Consider the following 17,124-nt stretch of genomic DNA (forward strand, 5'->3'; position numbering starts at 1 on the left):
ACGTGGTCAACTGTGGGAGTGAGCCTGCTCGCGATGGCTGACTAAAGGCCGCCAAAAATCTCAGCCCTTGGCCCCAGCCTCCAGCATATTCTCCGGCCGCACCCACGCATCAAACTGTTCATCGGTCAGATACCCCAACTGCAACGCCGCCTCCCGCAACGTCAGCCCTTCGGCATAGGCCTTCTTGGCAATTTCCGCCGATTTGTCGTAACCGATATGCGGGTTCAGCGCCGTCACCAGCATCAACCCACGCTCCAGATGCTCGGCCATTTTCTCGGCATCCGGCTCCAGGCCGGCAATGCAATGCTGCTGGAAGTTGCTGCAGCCATCGCCCAGCAAGCGGATCGATTGCAGCAGGTTGTGGATGATCACCGGTTTGAACACGTTCAGTTGCAGATGCCCCTGACTCGCGGCGAAGCCGATGGCCACGTCGTTGCCCAACACCTGGCATGCGAGCATCGACAGGGCTTCGCACTGAGTCGGGTTGACCTTGCCGGGCATGATCGAACTGCCGGGTTCGTTGGCCGGCAATTTCACTTCGGCGAAACCGGCACGTGGCCCGGAACCCAGCAAGCGCAGGTCGTTGGCGATTTTCATCAGGGTCACGGCGAGGGTTTTCAGTGCGCCGGACAGCGTGGTCAGCGGCTCATGGCCCGCCAATGCGGCGAATTTGTTCGGTGCAGTGACAAACGGCAGGCCGGAGAGCGCAGCCAGCTCGGAGGCAATCGCTTCGCCAAAACCGTGCGGCGAATTCAGCCCGGTGCCGACGGCGGTGCCGCCCTGGGCCAGTTCACACACATCGGGCAGGGCGCTGCGGATCGCCCGTTCGGCGTAATCCAGTTGCGCGATGTAAGCCGAGAGTTCCTGGCCGAAGGTGATCGGCGTCGCATCCATCATGTGGGTGCGGCCGGTCTTCACCAGCTTCATGTGTCGCGCGGACAGCTCGGCCAGACCGCCCGACAGTTCGCTGATCGCCGGCAGCAAATGGTTTTGCACCGCCTGCGCGGCGGCGATGTGCATCGCGGTGGGGAAGCAGTCGTTGGAGCTCTGCGAGCGGTTGACGTGATCGTTGGGGTGCACCGGCACCTTGCCGCCACGCGGGTTGCCGGCCAGTTCGTTGGCGCGCCCGGCGATCACTTCGTTGACATTCATGTTGCTCTGGGTGCCGCTGCCGGTCTGCCAGACCACCAGCGGGAACTGGTCGTCGTGTTTGCCGTCGAGCACTTCGTCGGCGGCCTGTTCGATCAGCCGGGCGATGTCGGCGGGCAGATCGCCGTTGCGGTCATTGACCCGCGCCGCGGCTTTCTTGATCAGCGCCAGCCCATGCAGCACCGCCAGCGGCATGCGCTCGTTGCCGATGGCGAAGTTAATCAGCGAGCGTTGCGTCTGAGCGCCCCAGTAGGCCTCATCCGGCACTTCCACCTGGCCAAGGCTGTCGGTTTCGATACGGCTCATCATGCACACTCCTGTCAGTCTGATAGCGCAGTTTAGGCCGTGATCGCCGGCCGTGGTTCCATCGGTCAGTATTTTGACCATTCAACCCCTCTAATTCAGGCACGACAAGGCTTGGGGTTGAGCGACACACTTTTTTAGGCGCAGAATGGACGCCCTTGGGGTTTTACCTCGCCTGCTAGAAAAGGAAACTCGATGACTCGTCTTCGTGCCATCTGTACCGCGGTTGCACTGGTTTGCGCCAGCGGCCCTGTTTTTGCCGATACCGCCAGCCACAACGCCAGTGCCGAAGCTTTCCTGACCCTGGCGCACGCTGACAAATTGGGCACTCCGGTGTACATGCAAGTGCAGCAAATGTTCGCTCAGCGCTTTGAACAGACCAAAGCCCCTGAATCGAAAAAAGCCTTGCTGGAAACCTACCAGGCCAAAGCCAACGCCGCTCTGGATCAAGCCATTGGCTGGAACAAGCTGAAGCCGGACATGGTCAAGCTGTACACCTCCAACTTCAGCGAATCCGAGCTGAAAGACCTGGTCGCGTTCTACCAGTCGCCACTGGGCAAGAAAGTCCTGGAAAAAATGCCGCAGCTGACCCAGCAATCGGCCCAGATGACCCAGGCCAAGCTCGAAAGCGCCGTGCCAGTGGTCAACAAGCTGTTGGCTGACATGACCAACGAGCTGGACCCTAAGGCTAACGCCGCTGCACCTGCTGCCAAGAAAAAGCCTTAAGCGGAGTTCGGTATGACCATGCAACAACGCATCGAATCGACGCTGGGCCTGTTACAGCCCGAGCACCTGCAAGTGCTAGATGAAAGCCATATGCACAGTCGTGGGTTGCAGACCCATTACAAGGCCGTGGTGGTCAGCCAGCAGTTCGAAGGGCTCAACCGCGTCAAGCGTCACCAGAAAGTCTACGGCACGCTCGGCGAGCTGATGGGCGAGTTCCATGCGTTGGCGCTGCATACCTACACGCCTGAGGAATGGGCACAGATCGACACGGCTCCGGCCTCGCCGACCTGTGCTGGCGGCTCGCATTGATGTCCCGCCCCCTGTAGGAGCCGGCTCGCCGGCGATGGCGTCCTCGAGATTGCCATCGCCGGCAAGCCGGCTCCTACAGAGGAGCGTTTATTTTTGCTAGAATCCGCAACGCGCCGCTTACCCGGCGCGTTTTTTTTCGCATCCGGTTCACCCCTTACGAGGGTAGCCACCTGGAGAATCACCCATGACACAACAGATTGTCGTGGCGGCACTGTATAAGTTCGTCACCCTGGAAAACTACGTCGACCTGCGCGAGCCGCTGCTGCAGGCCATGGTCGACAACGGCATCAAAGGCACGCTGCTGATCGCCGAAGAAGGCATCAACGGCACCGTGTCCGGCAGCCGTGAAGGCATCGACGGGCTGATGGCCTGGCTCAAGAACGACCCGCGCATGGACGACATCGACCACAAAGAGTCGTACTGCGACGAGCAGCCGTTCTATCGCACCAAAGTCAAACTCAAGAAAGAAATCGTCACCCTCGGCGTCGAAGGCGTGGACCCGAACAAAAAGGTCGGCACCTACGTTGATCCAGAGAACTGGAACGCGCTGATCAGCGATCCGGAAGTACTGTTGATCGACACCCGCAACGATTACGAAGTCTCGATCGGCACCTTCGAAGGCGCCATCGATCCGAAAACCACCAGTTTTCGCGAATTCCCCGACTACATCAAAGCCAACTTCGACCCGGCCGTGCACAAGAAAGTCGCGATGTTCTGCACCGGCGGCATTCGTTGTGAAAAGGCTTCGAGCTACATGCTCAGCCAGGGTTTCGATGAGGTCTACCACCTCAAGGGCGGCATCCTGAAGTACCTCGAAGAGGTGCCGCAGGAAGAAACCAAATGGCAGGGCGACTGCTTCGTGTTCGATAACCGCGTGACCGTTCGTCATGACCTCAGTGAAGGTGACTACGATCAATGTCACGCCTGTCGTACACCGGTTAGTGTTGAAGACCGCGCGTCCGAGCACTATGTGGCCGGCATCAGCTGCCCGCATTGCTGGGATAAGCTGAGCGAGAAGACCCGGCGCAGTGCCATCGATCGGCAGAAGCAGATCGAACTGGCCAAGGCTCGCAACATGCCGCACCCGATCGGCTACAACTACAAGCAAACCCCTTCCGAGGCTTGAACCATGTCTGCACGCCGCCTGCTCTATGTGATGGACCCGATGTGTTCCTGGTGCTGGGGCTTTGCGCCGGTGGCCAATGCGTTGGTCGAGCAGGCGCAGGCGGCGGGTGTGGACGTGCATTTGATTGTGGGCGGTTTGCGCACCGGCAGTGGTTCGGCGCTGGAGCCGACCACCCGGCGCTACATTCTTGAACATTGGCAGGCGGTCACCGAGGCCACCGGTCAACCGTTCAAGATCGAAGGCGCATTGCCCGACGGCTTTGTGTACGACACCGAACCGGCCTGTCGGGCGTTGGTGACGGCGCGCAGCCTGGCGCCGGATTGTGCGTGGAAACTGCTTGGTCTGATCCAGCATGCGTTTTACGCAGAAGGGCGCGATGTCACCCACGCCAGTGTGCTGGTGGAACTGGCGGAGCAGGCCGGTTTGCCGCGCATCGAGTTCGCAGCCGCGTTCGACCGCGCCGATCAACATGCCGCGACTGCGGCCGATTTCACTTGGGTGCAGGACCTCGGCATCGCCGGTTTCCCCACCTTGCTGGCAGAGCGTGATGGTCAATTGGCGTTGTTGACCAATGGCTATCAGCCTCTCAGCGTACTGTCACCGCTGCTCGGCCGCTGGCTGGAGCGCGCTGCCTGTGCATGATCTGCCTGACGACGCCCCAACCGCTGCACGTGTCGACCGTCTGAGCTGGGCGGAAATCCGCCGCCTGGCCCTGCATCACAAGAAATCCCTGTGGATCGCCAACGGCGTGGCCGTGCTGGCGACGTTGTGCAGCGTGCCGATTCCCTTGCTCTTGCCCTTGCTGGTGGACGAAGTGCTGCTGGGCCATGGCGACGCAGCACTGAAAGTCATGAACCACGCGCTGCCCGAAGGCTGGCAGAAAGCGGCGGGGTACATCGGCCTGATGCTGCTGGTGACCTTGTTGCTGCGCTGCGGTGCCTTGTTGTTCAACGTGGTGCAGGCCAAGTTGTTCGCGGCACTGGCCAAAGACATCGTGTACCGCATCCGCCTGCGGCTGATCGAGCGCCTCAAGCGCATCTCGCTGGGTGAATACGAAAGCCTGGGCAGCGGCACGGTGACCACGCACCTGGTTACTGACCTGGACACGGTGGACAAATTCGTCGGCGAAACCCTCAGCCGTTTCCTCGTGGCCATGCTGACCCTGATCGGCACCGCGAGCATCCTGATCTGGATGCACTGGAAGCTGGCGCTGCTGATCATGCTGTTCAACCCGCTGGTTATCTATGCCACGGTGCTGCTGGGCAAGCGGGTCAAGCACCTGAAGAAACTCGAGAACGACAGCACCTCGCGATTCACTCAAGCGTTGACCGAAACCCTCGATGCCATCCAGGAAGTGCGCGCCGGCAACCGTCAGGGTTTTTTCCTCGGGCGCCTCGGCCAACGTGCGCGGGAAGTGCGCGATTACGCGGTGAACTCCCAGTGGAAAACCGATGCCTCAAACCGGGCCAGCGGTTTGCTGTTCCAGTTCGGTATCGATATTTTCCGCGCCGCGGCGATGCTCACCGTGTTGTTTTCCGACCTGTCCATCGGCCAGATGCTCGCGGTGTTCAGTTACTTGTGGTTCATGATCGGTCCGGTGGAACAGCTGCTGAATCTGCAATACGCCTACTACGCCGCCGGTGGTGCGCTGTCCCGAATCAATGAGTTGTTGGCAAGGGCCGATGAGCCTGAGTACCCGGGCGGGGTCGATCCGTTCAACGGTCGCGAAACCGTGGGTATCGAAGTCCAGGGATTGAGTTTCGGTTACGGTGACGAACTGGTGTTGAACCAGATGAACCTGTCCATCGCTCCCGGTGAAAAAGTCGCGATTGTCGGCGCCAGCGGCGGCGGCAAAAGTACGTTGGTGCAATTGCTGCTGGGCCTTTACACGCCCCTGGCCGGAACCATTCGCTTCGGCGGTTCGACCCAGCAGGACATCGGCCTGGAAACGGTGCGTGAAAACGTTGCGGTGGTCCTGCAACACCCGGCGCTGTTCAACGACACCATCCGCGCCAACCTGACCATGGGCCGTGAGCGCAGTGACGAAGCCTGCTGGCAGGCGCTGGAAATTGCGCAGCTGCACAACACGGTTCGGGAATTGCCCAACGGCCTGGACAGCATCGTCGGACGCTCCGGCGTGCGCTTGTCCGGCGGTCAGCGCCAACGCCTGGCGATTGCTCGGATGGTGCTGGCCGAACCGAAAGTGGTGATCCTCGACGAGGCCACTTCAGCGCTGGATGCCGCCACCGAATACAACCTGCACCAGGCGTTGGCGCGGTTCTTGAGCCACCGCACCACGCTGATCATTGCGCACCGATTGTCCGCCGTGAAGCAGGCCGACCGGGTGCTGGTATTCGATGGCGGGCAAATTGCCGAGGATGGCGACCATCAGCAATTGATTGCCGAGGGTGGTTTGTACGCCAAGCTGTACGGGCATTTGCAGCAGCACTGATCAGTGCTGCGCGACTACTTCCAGATCACGTTCAAGGCCTCCGGACTGCCGTCATAACCGAATTGCTTCATGACGATTGAACACGAATCGCAGGGGGCCATGGTGGTGGCGATGGTGATGGACTCAAGCTCCTGAGAGTCTGGATATTTCTGGCGTATGACGCTGATGAGCTTGCTCTCGGTGTCCAGTGACGTAGGGCGTAGGGTGAGTTCGGGGGTGTATTTCTCGATGTCTTTGATCGTGTGCGGAATCGCTTGTAACTTGCCAGAACTGGAGACCTTCAGCGATTTCTCCGGGAAGTTGGCACCGTGATCGATGTTGAAGTAACTCGTACCTTCGTCGATCACCTCTTTCGAGCCTCTGTTTCTCTCAAACAATGGCAGGTAAGCGGTGTCACCCTGTCTGCCGGAAACGCTGACATAAACCTCCCGAATGCCCTGTCTTGTCTTGATTTCAGCGAATGCAACATTGCGCAGTTTGCCCAATTCACTGTTATGAATGGCGCTGATGCGTTGCTGTAGTTCCAACATGACGCCATCGATTCTCAACGCCTTGGGCCCATCCCGAACCGACGATTCCAGGGTGATAACGGTTCTCTGAAACAGTGTATTGAATACTTGCGCTGTCGTTTCACGGACACTTTCCGGAGCATTCCTGGACGCTGACCAGGTCGTTGCGCCATCGGTGGAGTGCCTGACGATCATTCGGGTCGAGTGATCGAACAGCACGGCCTCGCCGGGGCTGGTATCGACCTTGATCAGCCTGAGTGTATCGGGCGGATTGGCATGGCCGCCGATAGGTATGGCGATGTTGTCCATCGCCCTCATGGCGCGCTCAACGAGAGTCACACCGTAAATCCTCGCCATGTTGTTGGCATTCAACGAGCCGGTGTACACCACCATCAACTCGCGCCGCAGTTCGGCGGGCAAGGTTGACGCTTGCTTGAAAGTCAGTGCGTTACGCAGGCTTTGCCCTTTTGCCAGTTCGGCAACGTAAAAATCCCCCGCATCAAGACGTGTGAAAACATACCGTTTCGAACCGTCTACGGAGTCCACGATGACGGCTCCGGAGTGGAAGGTATCGGTCACACCTTTTTCGGTCACGTTGACTTTGACACGCCCGTAAATGCCTTTGCGGAATTCCATCGTCGCGTCGAGTGTTGTGTGAGTGGCCAACGAAACCTTCGTCAGGGGGGCGCCCGCAGTGCCTGGTGTGTAAATGCTGTCGCCAAACCAGGTGGCCCATCCCTTGGTTTCATCGAAGGCGCCAACCGCGGGTGTCGGGGCCGGGTCTCGCTTCACATAGCGAGTCGTGCACACATCTGCTCCCGGGGCGCGTCTCGGTCGGCAAGGTATCGACTTCAGCGAATCACTCGCGTCAATCAAGTCTGCACGGCGTAGCGTGTCACCCTCCAGCCGGTACGGCACGTCATCGATGAACAGCGTGGTTCGGCCGTCCACTTCAAGCACTTCTCGTACGTGGCGTGTCTTGGCTAGCTCCACAACCGATTGCTGGTTGCGGCTTTCCAGGGTGCTGTAGTGCGATTGCCCGGGAGAGAAGTCACTGGCGCGGGTGGTCAACGACGGGCCATAGGGCTTGGAGGACAATGGATCGATCAGGCGCAAGTCGGTCTTGCCAGAGGTGCCGATGTTGCGAATTGGCACATCATCTATGCCTTTGATGCTGGCTAGCTGATCTCCCAGCGTTGCAGGCTTCCAGCGTCCGGCATCACTCAACTGAGGCAAGCTGCGCACGTACTCGTAGTAGCGGATTTTCCCCACGAGTTCGTTAAATTCGAACGTGACGGTTTTATAAATGTATCGCACCGATTTGCCCAAGCCTTTGAGCAGCGCGGGAATAATCTCAAGCGGATTCAACGCTCGCAGTGTCGATACCAGCAGCGTTTTTGTCAGCGTTGAAAATGAAGGGAGCGTTGCGCGTGTGGCCAGTTGGCCCGCGTTACTGATCAGTCTGATCGAACCCGTGGCGAATTTGCCAATGGGGATCACGAACGAAATTACATCGAAAAACAGGCCGACTATTCCCAGGGCGATGCGATTCTTATCGCCTGACATCACGTCTTCGACAGGGCCCCAGAACGGTACAAACAACTTGGCGATCTTGAATATCTTTCTACGTTGAGCTTCTTCGAGTTCAAACCTGGTCTGACCCTTCGCAAAGGTGCGCAACGCTTGCGGGTCAACGAACAGGAGTTCGGTCGCAATGTGTCGGCTGATCGCCAGTGAGCGGCTGGACGACAGGGTCAATGGGGCGCGTTGATGATGCTCCGTGATCTCGGAACTTGCGCTGAAGGCTGGTGGCAGCTGATCGATGATGGCCTCGCAGAAGGCCGTTGCCTTGGGCAGGGTGCCGTTCGAATGCGCATCCCAGTCGAAGGGTAAATGCCTGTCGCGGATGACATCGACATAGGCCCCATTGGAGGTGGTTGCCATCGCCCCGATCCGGGGAATCAACAACGTCGCATCAAAATTTTCGAGGCGACGTATTACCCCGGCTTTCGGGAGAAGTTCGTAAAAAGTGCTGACGGAAACGGCGGCTTCGTCCCCGATGGGCTCGTTTGTTTGAGTCGCTTGCAGGATTACGCCGTTGCGCGCTCTGAGCGGCAACGTAATTTCGGGCGTTTCGTCTTTGGCGGCGACTTTGCGGGTTTCTTTGCGCAGGCTGTAAATCTTGACTTCACCCACCTCCAGCGCCAGGCGGTCGGCATAGGGGAGTGAGGTTAACAGCGTTCTGATCAATGTCTGGTAGGCCGTCGTGATCGTTTCCAGATGCCGCTTGAACGCATCGTCAAACAGCGCAGGGACATCGGGGATTTTGGTAAACGGTGACAGGACTGGCCGAAGGCGGCCTTCCCAGTTGATGCCGGGAACAGGCCATGGCGCTTCGGTTTTGACATACCGATCCTTGTCCATCCTGATCCATTGTTTGCTCAAGGTCTCGCCGTCAGCCTCAGTCACAAACCATTTTTTCTGATCGTCGAACATGCCGGACGCCAAGACATCGGTGAACGAGTAGTACTTGTATTCCTTACCCCTGAGTGGCGGCGGGTCGCGAAAGCCGATCGAAGCCAACTCGTCATGCCTGGCCAGTTCGCGTCCATCGGTATTGAAGGCTTCGCTTCCGAACAGCGTTTGTATTTCAGCCTTGGCGATGGCCAGCCGTTTGGGTGGCTCTTCATTGATTCGGATAACCGCTTGATTGACCTCGTTCGAGTGTTTTTCCAGTTCGGAGCAGGCTCGTTCGATGTCGGCTTGCGTGTAATCCTTGAGGTCTTTTTGCGAAACGAAACCCTGGGTGACAGCCCAATCCAGGGTCGGAAGCAGCCTGGTGAGACTGAGGAGGTTCAATTCTTCCGTGGTTGCCACTTCGGCCCTGTGCATGGGCAAGTTGACCAACTGCTGGAAGCTCAGTCTGTCCAGCAATTCGGGGGAGACGGATTTGACGAAATTGACTCCGTTGAGGAAGTTGACCCAGACAGCCGTGCTCCGGTAAGCAAGATCTGCCGGAATGTCCCGGACACGAAACTCAAATGGGAACCGGGACAAAAACAATCGCGAAATGACCACTGCCTCTTTTTCCGACGATGCCAGTTTTGACGTGAGTAAATGGGATTCAAATGCCTCGCGGATTGCCTGGTAGCTCTTTCCCCAGTTCGAACGACTTCGCCAGTTGTACCCGGCGATCAAATCGCTGGAATCCAGGGTCTGTGCACAAAGCCAATACTGCAGCGCGTTAGCTATCAGTCTGGTGCGGATGTAAGGCGAAGTCTCTTCACCGGTTGTGCCACCATACCAATTCATTGTTGTCAGTAATGTGTTTCCAAGCCTTTGAGCCTCCGCGCTCTGCAGGATTTTTTCGAGATACACACTCGGCATTGCGCGTACTTGTTCAATCGTTGCGGTAGGAAGAATGTCCTTGGCAAGGTAAGTCAGCGGTGAAGTAACGCTCTCCGGCAAAAATTGATTAACCGCATCGACTATTTCGCCGCGGACCTGGCCGCTATGGAGTAACTGCGTATCGACTGGAGTGCCAGGAAATGCTTGTTGGATAGTCGCGAACGTTTCCAGGTCCTTTTCTGTGGGAGGGGACTTCAGATCAAGGGCTTCAAACTCGTCCTCCAGTCTCAAACGATGGGCGGCGATCCTGTCCTGAACGACCTTTATCGTGACCTGAACTATTTGCGGGTCTCTCGACGTCAATGCAATACCGTAAAAGACGCACATTCTTTCTAAGCCAATGGTGCGGTTTGAATTCAACACTCCGCCCAGTAATGCTGCTGCCCGCTCAATCCGCAGTTTCAGCGGCTGCCATTTGGCGTGCTCGGTCAACTCCAACGTGACTTTATGTCCTGTGTTCTTCCAGGCCTGATAGACATACTTGCCCTCCTTGAACGCAACGGACAGATCGCCGTGCTTTATTTCAAGTTTTGTGCACATATCGATGTAATCCCGATCGCGCAGCACTTGCCACAACGCTTTTAATCCATCTGCGCTCACCTTGGTGAGTGGTGAATAAGGTTTTAGTGGCAAGACGGGCCATAGAATGTTTACCGGTGTTTCGCGCAAGGCCGCGAGCAGAAGTTCGTAATCCTCCAGTTGGCCTGCATGTAACTCAGCCTCGGAGGGTGAAGGTGGGTTTGAAGTGTTCAATTGCATGTAATTGCTTCTCTTGATTATCGGTTGATCTGCGCATCGCTCTGGTGCGATGGCGTCGTTGGCCGATTTCAAGCGAAAACAAACAGGAGAGAGCGGTACATAGTTAGGTGATGGCGGCTTTTCTCCAGGAACTGTGTCGCGAGGTGTGTCCGCCTCTCACTGAAAACCGTTATTTACCGGCACTTGCCCATAGAAAGGGCTTCTCGCTTGCCGGGATCGAGAACGCACCCTAGTCTAGCTGTAGCGATCACGTTGGATGATGATCTGGCAGTGCTAAAACAAGGGACCTCATGAATCAAACGCGGACTCTCGGAACGCCACGGTTGCTGGGCATTGTCTGGCCATTTATCGCTGTCGTGCTATTTCAGGCGCTGTTGGGCGGTTTCAGCCTGTATGTTTTGTCGGCGGTGCGCGGCTATGTTGCCGGCGAAAGCCTCTGGTCCAAGGGCCAGAAAGACGCCATCTATTACCTGAATCTCTACGCGGACAGTCGCGACGAGACGATATTCCTCAAATACCAGAACGCCATCGCCGTGCCTCAGGGGGGCCACGAGTTACGTTTGGCGCTGGACCATCAGCCGCCGAACATCGAAGCGGCACGCCAGGCGATCCTCAAGGGGGGCAACCATCCGGATGACGTCTCCAGCCTGATCTGGCTGTACCTCAATTTCCGCCACTTCTCTTACCTTGAGAAAGCCATCGACCTCTGGACGGTAGGGGATGCGTATCTGCTGCGCCTTGATAATGTTGCTCGGGAAATGCATCAGCGCATCACCTCCCGTCAGGCCACCAATGGCGATATCCAGCGCTGGAAAGATCAGATTTTTGCAATCAACGATGAAGTGACGCCGGCGGCGAAGGCCTTCAGCGATGCCCTGGGTGAAGGCTCGCGGGTGATTCTGCGCCTGCTGCTGTTGACGAATCTCGCCACCGCCCTGGGCTTGATTGTCCTGGCCCTGATGCGCACGCACAAATTGCTCAAGCAGCGCCATGCGTTTGCCGACGCCTTGCAGTTGGAGAAGGAGCGCGCGCAGATCACCCTGCAATCGATTGGCGACGCCGTGATCACCACCAATGTCGACGGCGCGATTGCCTACATGAACCCGGCCGCCGAGGCGTTGACGCACTGGAAGGCCGAGCAGGCGACAGGCTTGCCCCTGGCCGCGCTGTTCAATCTGCTGGACGAGAATGCCCAGGCCGACGGCTTTACGTTGATCGAGCACATACTGAGCGGTCAGCTCAGCGGTGGCAGCGAGCATTCCAAATTGATTCAACGGCTGGATGGCAGCACGGTTTCGGTCACGCTGGTCGGTGCGCCGATCCGCAATGCCGGCAAGGTCAGCGGCACCGTGCTGGTGTTGCACGACATGACCCAGGAGCGGCAATACATTGCCAATTTGTCCTGGCAGGCGACCCATGACGCCCTGACCGGGCTGGCCAATCGCCGCGAATTCGAATATCGCCTGGAACAGGTGCTGCACAACCTGACGCGACATCCGGGGCGTCATGCCTTGATGTTTCTCGATCTGGACCAGTTCAAGCTGGTCAACGACACGTGCGGCCACGCGGCGGGGGACGAGTTGTTGCGGCACATCTGCGCGTTGCTGCAATCGGGCTTGCGCGAAGGCGATACCCTGGCCCGCCTGGGCGGCGACGAATTCGGCATCCTGCTGGAGAGTTGCGCGCCGGAAGCCGCGGAGAAAATCGCCGAGGGCCTGCGCCAGACCGTGCAGAACCTGCACTTCGTCTGGAAAGGCCGGCCGTTCGTGACCACCGTGAGCATCGGCCTGGTACACATCAATCAGCACCCGACCACCCTCGAAACGTCGCTGCGCGCCGCCGATATGGCCTGTTACATGGCCAAGGAGAAGGGTCGCAACCGGGTTCAGGTCTATCACGCCGATGACTCGGAACTGTCCCTGCGCTTTGGCGAAATGGCTTGGGTGCAGCGCTTGCACATGGCGCTGGAAGAGGACCGCTTTTGTCTGTATGCCCAGGAAATCGCAGCCTTGGGTCATGTCGAAACAGGCGGCGGGCATATCGAAATCCTGTTGCGCCTGCATGACGAAGCCGGGCGCATGATATTGCCCGACAGTTTTATTCCGGCGGCGGAACGTTATGGGTTGATGACTTCGCTTGATCGTTGGGTTGTACAGAATGTTTTCAAGATCATTGCCCAATGTATATCGGAGAAACACAAAGGGCCGTTGGCGATGTGTGCGATTAATCTGTCAGGCACAACTATAGGAGATGAGGCGTTCCTGGGCTTCCTGCGTCAACAGTTCATTACTTATTCCATACCGCCTGAAATGATTTGTTTTGAAATTACTGAAACCAGTGCTATTTCCAATCTTGGAAGTGCAATTAGATTTATTAATGAACTCAAAGGCTTAGGTTGCCACTTTTCGTTGGATGACTTTTGCGCCGGTATGTCCTCATTCGCCTACTTGAAACATTTGCCTGTAGACTTCCTGAAGATCGACGGGAGTTTCGTAAAGGATATGCTGGACGACCCGATTAACCGCGCCATGGTCGAAGTGATCAATCACATCGGCCATGTAATGGGTAAGCGTACGATTGCCGAGTTTGTTGAAACACCCCAGATTGAACAGGCATTGCTGGAAATCGGGGTGGATTACGCTCAAGGGTATGTGATTGAGCGCCCGCATTTGTTTACCTGCGATAGTTTACAAAGTCGTCCTGCCAGGCCTCAGCCGTTGTTGTTCAAGGCGCCTGGCACGTTCCGTTGAAATCTCTTGCTGATCCTTACAATCACAATCAAAAGGAACCCGACAGTGATCGATACATTCAACAGAACCGGACCCCTCATGGAAGCTGCAAGTTATCCCGCCTGGGCTCAGCAACTGATCCAGGACTGCAGCGAGAGTAAACGCCGGGTTGTCGAACACGAATTGTACAGGCGCATGCGAGATAACAAACTCAGCGCAAAGACCATGCGCAACTACCTTATTGGTGGTTGGCCCGTGGTTGAGCAATTCGCGTTGTATATGGCACAGAACCTCACCAAGACCCGTTTTGCCCGCCATCCCGGCGAGGACATGGCGCGACGATGGTTGATGCGCAACATTCGTGTGGAATTGAACCATGCCGATTACTGGGTGCACTGGAGCCGTGCTCACGGTGTCAGCCTGGAAGAACTGCAGGCGCAAAAGGTGGCCCCTGAACTTCACGCCTTGAGTCATTGGTGCTGGCACACCAGTTCGGCGGACTCGTTGATCGTCGCCATTGCCGCCACCAACTACGCCATTGAAGGCGCGACCGGCGAGTGGTCGGCGCTGGTCTGTTCCAATGGCGTCTACGCGGCATCGTTCCCCGAAGAGGATCGCAAGCGAGCCATGAAGTGGCTGAAGATGCATGCCCAGTACGATGATGCCCATCCGTGGGAAGCGCTGGAAATCATCTGCACGCTGGCGGGGCTGAACCCGAGCAAGTCACTGCAGGCCCAATTGCGCGAGGCCGTGTGCAAAAGCTACGACTACATGTACCTGTTCCTGGAACGGTGCATCCAGCTTGAGCATGTGGAAAAGGCTCCGGTCGCGCGTGGGCGCATGGCATTGGCCGAAAGCTGATCGGTTGGACTCACCATTGAAAAAGCCCGCGCCCTCTATCGATAGAGGGGCGGGCTTTGTCGTATTGGCCGCAAGCCGTCAGGCGCTGACTTTCAGTCCTATCAGCCCGGCAATGATCAAGGTCACGCTGGCCAGCCTGAACAGCGCCATCGATTCACCGAACAGGATGATCCCGGCGATGACCGTGCCGACGGCACCCACGCCGGTCCAGATCGCATAGGCAGTGCCCAGGGGCAATTCCTTCATCGCCAGCCCAAGCAGGCCAAGGCTGATGGCCATCGCGGCAATCGTCAACGCAGTAGGGAGAGGACGGCTGAAACCGTCGGTGTATTTCAGGCCGACAGCCCAGCCCACTTCGAACAGGCCGGCGAAAAACAGAATGATCCAGGACATGAGAGACCTCCATCGATTGACGGGGTCGTCCCCAGATTAATGACTCGATCGAGCCGCGAGGTCGTCCTCGCGTTGCGCAGTATGGTGCCCATCATTAACCCGGGGATCAAGTTTTCCGCTTACTCGGTCACTTGCCGAGTCGCGGTTTCCCGATCTTCTTTCTCGCTCATCCGGCGGAAATACGTCGAGAGCAGCGCCCCGGAAATGTTGTGCCACACACTGAACAACGCGCTCGGCACCGCCGCCAGCGGCGAGAAATGCGCACTGGCCAGCGCGGCGCCCAAACCGGAGTTTTGCATGCCGACCTCCAGCGCCAGGGATTTACGCTGGGCCAGTGGCAACTTGAACAGCCGTCCGGTGAAGTACCCCAGCAGATAGCCAAAGCTGTTGTGCAGCATCACCACGGCCATGATCAGCAGACCGGACTCGGCGATCTTCGCCTGGCTGGCCGCGACGACAGCCGTGACGATGATCACGATGCTGACAACGGAAACCAGCGGCAGTACGTCCACTGCGTGGCGAACCCGATCACCGAGCACGCGCTGAGCGACCACGCCAAGCACGATCGGCAGCAGCACCACTTGCAGGATCGACCAGAACAATTCCATGAAGGACACCGGCAACCAGGCCGATGCGAGCAGCCAGATCAGCGCGGGCGTCAGCAGTGGAGCGAGGAGGGTGGTGACGGCGGCAATGGCCACCGACAGCGCAAGGTCGCCACGGGCCAGCCAGGTCATGACGTTTGATGAGGTGCCGCTTGGGCAGCAACCGACCAGGATGACACCCACGGCGATTTCCGGCGGCAGATGGAACACCTGGCAGAGCAACCACGCCACACCGGGCATGATCACGAAATGTGCAACCACGCCCAGCGCCACACGCCACGGATGGCGAGCGACTTCGGCGAAGTCTTCGAGCTTGAGAGTCAGGCCCATACCGAACATCACCAGGCCCAGGAGCGGCACGATCGCGCCTTTCAGGCCGAGGAACCATGCCGGTTGCAGGAAAGCCACGACGGCGAAAATCAGAACCCAGTAAGCGAAGGTGTTGCCGACAAAGCGACTCAATGCAGCCAGTGCACGCATGGCCTGATCCTTATTTTAAGTAGCACTGCAAAACAAATGTGGGAGCGGGCTTGCTCGCGAAAGCGGTGTTTCAACCAACACATGTGTTGGATGTAAAACCGCTTTCGCGAGCAAGCCCGCTCCCACAGTGGAAAATCACCAGGCTTTAGATTCCCTGCGGCGTCTCTTCACCGCCCAACGCTTCAACCAGCGCCGGGAGGAAGTCGCCGAAAGTCAGCATCATCAGGGTGAAGCTGGCATCCAGCTGGCCGAGGGCTTCTTCGCCGCCGTCCTGTTCCGCCTGATCCTGCAGCAGGTCTTCGAACTTCAGGCGCTTGACCACCATCTTGTCGTCGAGGACGAAGGACAGTTTGTCCTGCCAGGCCAGCGACAGCTGAGTGACCACTTTGCCGGTGCTCAGGTGCAACTGGATTTCTTCGCTGGTCAGGTCCTGACGCTTGCAGCGCACGATGCCGCCGTCTTCGTGGGTGTCGCGCAGCTCGCACTCGTCCAGCACAAAGAAGTCATCGGCGGCTTTCTGGGTGGTGACCCATTCAGTCATGGTGGCGGTCGGGGACATTTTCACAGTCAGCGGACGTACCGGCAGGGTGCCGATCACTTCACGCAGGGTCGACAGCAGGTCTTCGGCACGTTTCGGGCTCGCCGAGTTGACCAGAATCAACCCTTGCTTTGGTGCAATGGCCGCGAAGGTCGACGAACGACGGATAAAGGCGCGTGGCAGGAAGGCCTGGATGATTTCATCCTTGATCTGATCGCGTTCCTTTTTGTAGACCTTGCGCATTTGTTCGGCTTCGATCTCTTCGACCTTTTCCTTAACGGCGTCACGCACGACGCTGCCCGGCAGGATGCGTTCTTCCTTACGGGCGGAGATCAGCAGGAAGTCGCCGCTGACGTGCACCAGTGGTGCATCTTCGCCCTTGCCGAAAGGCGCGACGAAACCGTAGGTGGTCAACTCCTGGCTTGCACATGAACGCGCCAGTTTGGTGGCCAGTGCAGTTTCCAACGCCTCGGCATCAAAAGGCAGATCTTGGGTCAGGCGATAGATAAGCAGGTTTTTGAACCACATGGGGCGAGTCTCTCCTTTATACAAAGTGGGGCATTATTCTCTTCGTGGCGCCATAGGCCAACCCTTCTCTAAGCCTTTGGAAGGCCTGAAAAAATTATTTAAAAAAGTGCTTGCCAGAGGTGAGGTCGCTCCGTAGAATGCGCGCCACACCGAAAGTGAAGGGTGATTAGCTCAGCTGGGAGAGCGTCTGCCTTACAAGCAGAATGTCGGCGGTTCGATCCCGTCATCACCCACCATTCGCTTCAAGTG

The 17,124-nt window shown here is 57.8% G+C and carries 12 protein-coding genes and 1 tRNA gene; 8 read left to right on the top strand and 5 right to left on the bottom strand.

The features are described from left to right. Window positions 1–60: 60 nt before the first annotated feature. Window positions 61–1,455 carry a class II fumarate hydratase gene (locus tag J4E42_RS17255; RefSeq protein WP_032829261.1) on the bottom strand — a complete coding sequence of 465 codons (1,395 nt, stop codon included), beginning with the start codon at window positions 1,453–1,455 and terminating at the stop codon, window positions 61–63. 192 nt (window positions 1,456–1,647) lie between these two features. Here J4E42_RS17255 and J4E42_RS17260 point away from each other — a divergent pair, with 192 nt between their 5' ends. The 5 genes from J4E42_RS17260 to J4E42_RS17280 all read left to right on the top strand — a co-directional run bounded on the left by J4E42_RS17260 (window position 1,648) and on the right by J4E42_RS17280 (window position 6,065). Then, window positions 1,648–2,178 (top strand): DUF2059 domain-containing protein, encoded by a 531-nt coding sequence (locus J4E42_RS17260; RefSeq protein WP_008035681.1) that lies wholly within the window; start codon window positions 1,648–1,650, stop codon window positions 2,176–2,178. Window positions 2,179–2,190: 12 nt separating this feature from the next. Further along, a complete protein-coding gene (locus J4E42_RS17265; protein ID WP_008035680.1) occupies window positions 2,191–2,487 on the top strand; it encodes a BolA family transcriptional regulator in 297 nt (98 codons plus the stop codon). A gap of 184 nt (window positions 2,488–2,671) precedes the next feature. Next, entirely contained in the window at window positions 2,672–3,613 is a 942-nt protein-coding gene (locus J4E42_RS17270; protein WP_017340054.1) for a rhodanese-related sulfurtransferase, read from the top strand. A gap of 3 nt (window positions 3,614–3,616) precedes the next feature. Further along, the gene (locus J4E42_RS17275; RefSeq protein ID WP_008035678.1) at window positions 3,617–4,255 is read left to right on the top strand and encodes a DsbA family protein; all 639 of its coding nucleotides are present in this window, start codon (window positions 3,617–3,619) and stop codon (window positions 4,253–4,255) included. Next, complete coding sequence (locus tag J4E42_RS17280) at window positions 4,248–6,065, top strand: ABC transporter ATP-binding protein (protein WP_008040921.1); 1,818 nt, start codon at window positions 4,248–4,250, stop codon at window positions 6,063–6,065. The genes J4E42_RS17275 and J4E42_RS17280 overlap by 8 nt, the downstream gene beginning before the upstream one ends. A gap of 14 nt (window positions 6,066–6,079) precedes the next feature. Here the strand turns inward: J4E42_RS17280 and J4E42_RS17285 are convergent, their stop codons facing one another. Continuing rightward, on the bottom strand, window positions 6,080–10,741 hold the full coding sequence (locus J4E42_RS17285; protein ID WP_207285742.1) for a deaminase domain-containing protein: 4,662 nt from the start codon (window positions 10,739–10,741) through the stop codon (window positions 6,080–6,082). A gap of 290 nt (window positions 10,742–11,031) precedes the next feature. On the opposite strand from J4E42_RS17285, the gene J4E42_RS17290 reads away from it, so the two are divergent. Together J4E42_RS17290 and J4E42_RS17295 are read left to right on the top strand one after the other, a co-directional pair. Then, a complete protein-coding gene (locus J4E42_RS17290; RefSeq protein WP_207285743.1) occupies window positions 11,032–13,491 on the top strand; it encodes an EAL domain-containing protein in 2,460 nt (819 codons plus the stop codon). Between the two features lie 78 nt (window positions 13,492–13,569). Continuing rightward, window positions 13,570–14,331: a TenA family transcriptional regulator gene (locus J4E42_RS17295; RefSeq protein WP_008040915.1), complete on the top strand. Its 762-nt coding sequence runs from the start codon at window positions 13,570–13,572 to the stop codon at window positions 14,329–14,331. Between the two features lie 78 nt (window positions 14,332–14,409). Here J4E42_RS17295 and sugE read toward each other — a convergent pair whose 3' ends face one another. From sugE to rdgC, 3 genes are all read right to left on the bottom strand, one after another. After that, window positions 14,410–14,724 carry a quaternary ammonium compound efflux SMR transporter SugE gene (gene sugE / locus J4E42_RS17300; RefSeq protein WP_008035664.1) on the bottom strand — a complete coding sequence of 105 codons (315 nt, stop codon included), beginning with the start codon at window positions 14,722–14,724 and terminating at the stop codon, window positions 14,410–14,412. Window positions 14,725–14,843: 119 nt separating this feature from the next. Next, entirely contained in the window at window positions 14,844–15,809 is a 966-nt protein-coding gene (locus J4E42_RS17305) for a bile acid:sodium symporter family protein (RefSeq protein WP_207285744.1), read from the bottom strand. Window positions 15,810–15,954: 145 nt separating this feature from the next. Then, a complete protein-coding gene (rdgC, locus tag J4E42_RS17310; RefSeq protein WP_008035659.1) occupies window positions 15,955–16,875 on the bottom strand; it encodes a recombination-associated protein RdgC in 921 nt (306 codons plus the stop codon). A gap of 160 nt (window positions 16,876–17,035) precedes the next feature. On the opposite strand from rdgC, the gene J4E42_RS17315 reads away from it, so the two are divergent. Then, window positions 17,036–17,111: transfer RNA gene (locus tag J4E42_RS17315), tRNA-Val, on the top strand. Window positions 17,112–17,124: the final 13 nt, after the last annotated feature.

Origin of the sequence: Pseudomonas sp. FW300-N2A2 (assembly GCF_017351735.1) — a bacterium.
Lineage (GTDB): Bacteria > Pseudomonadota > Gammaproteobacteria > Pseudomonadales > Pseudomonadaceae > Aquipseudomonas > Aquipseudomonas migulae.

Bases quoted from the DNA above. Each gene is read 5' to 3' on its own strand.
- J4E42_RS17260 (WP_008035681.1), top strand. From the start codon at position 1,648: ATGACTCGTCTTCGTGCCATCTGTACCGCGGTTGCACTGGTTTGCGCC.
- J4E42_RS17275 (WP_008035678.1), top strand. From the start codon at position 3,617: ATGTCTGCACGCCGCCTGCTCTATGTGATGGACCCGATGTGTTCCTGG.
- J4E42_RS17255 (WP_032829261.1), bottom strand. From the start codon at position 1,455: ATGAGCCGTATCGAAACCGACAGCCTTGGCCAGGTGGAAGTGCCGGAT.
- rdgC (WP_008035659.1), bottom strand. From the start codon at position 16,875: ATGTGGTTCAAAAACCTGCTTATCTATCGCCTGACCCAAGATCTGCCT.
- J4E42_RS17285 (WP_207285742.1), bottom strand. From the start codon at position 10,741: ATGCAATTGAACACTTCAAACCCACCTTCACCCTCCGAGGCTGAGTTA.
- J4E42_RS17295 (WP_008040915.1), top strand. From the start codon at position 13,570: ATGGAAGCTGCAAGTTATCCCGCCTGGGCTCAGCAACTGATCCAGGAC.
- J4E42_RS17270 (WP_017340054.1), top strand. From the start codon at position 2,672: ATGACACAACAGATTGTCGTGGCGGCACTGTATAAGTTCGTCACCCTG.
- J4E42_RS17305 (WP_207285744.1), bottom strand. From the start codon at position 15,809: ATGCGTGCACTGGCTGCATTGAGTCGCTTTGTCGGCAACACCTTCGCT.
- J4E42_RS17265 (WP_008035680.1), top strand. From the start codon at position 2,191: ATGACCATGCAACAACGCATCGAATCGACGCTGGGCCTGTTACAGCCC.
- J4E42_RS17290 (WP_207285743.1), top strand. From the start codon at position 11,032: ATGAATCAAACGCGGACTCTCGGAACGCCACGGTTGCTGGGCATTGTC.
- sugE (WP_008035664.1), bottom strand. From the start codon at position 14,724: ATGTCCTGGATCATTCTGTTTTTCGCCGGCCTGTTCGAAGTGGGCTGG.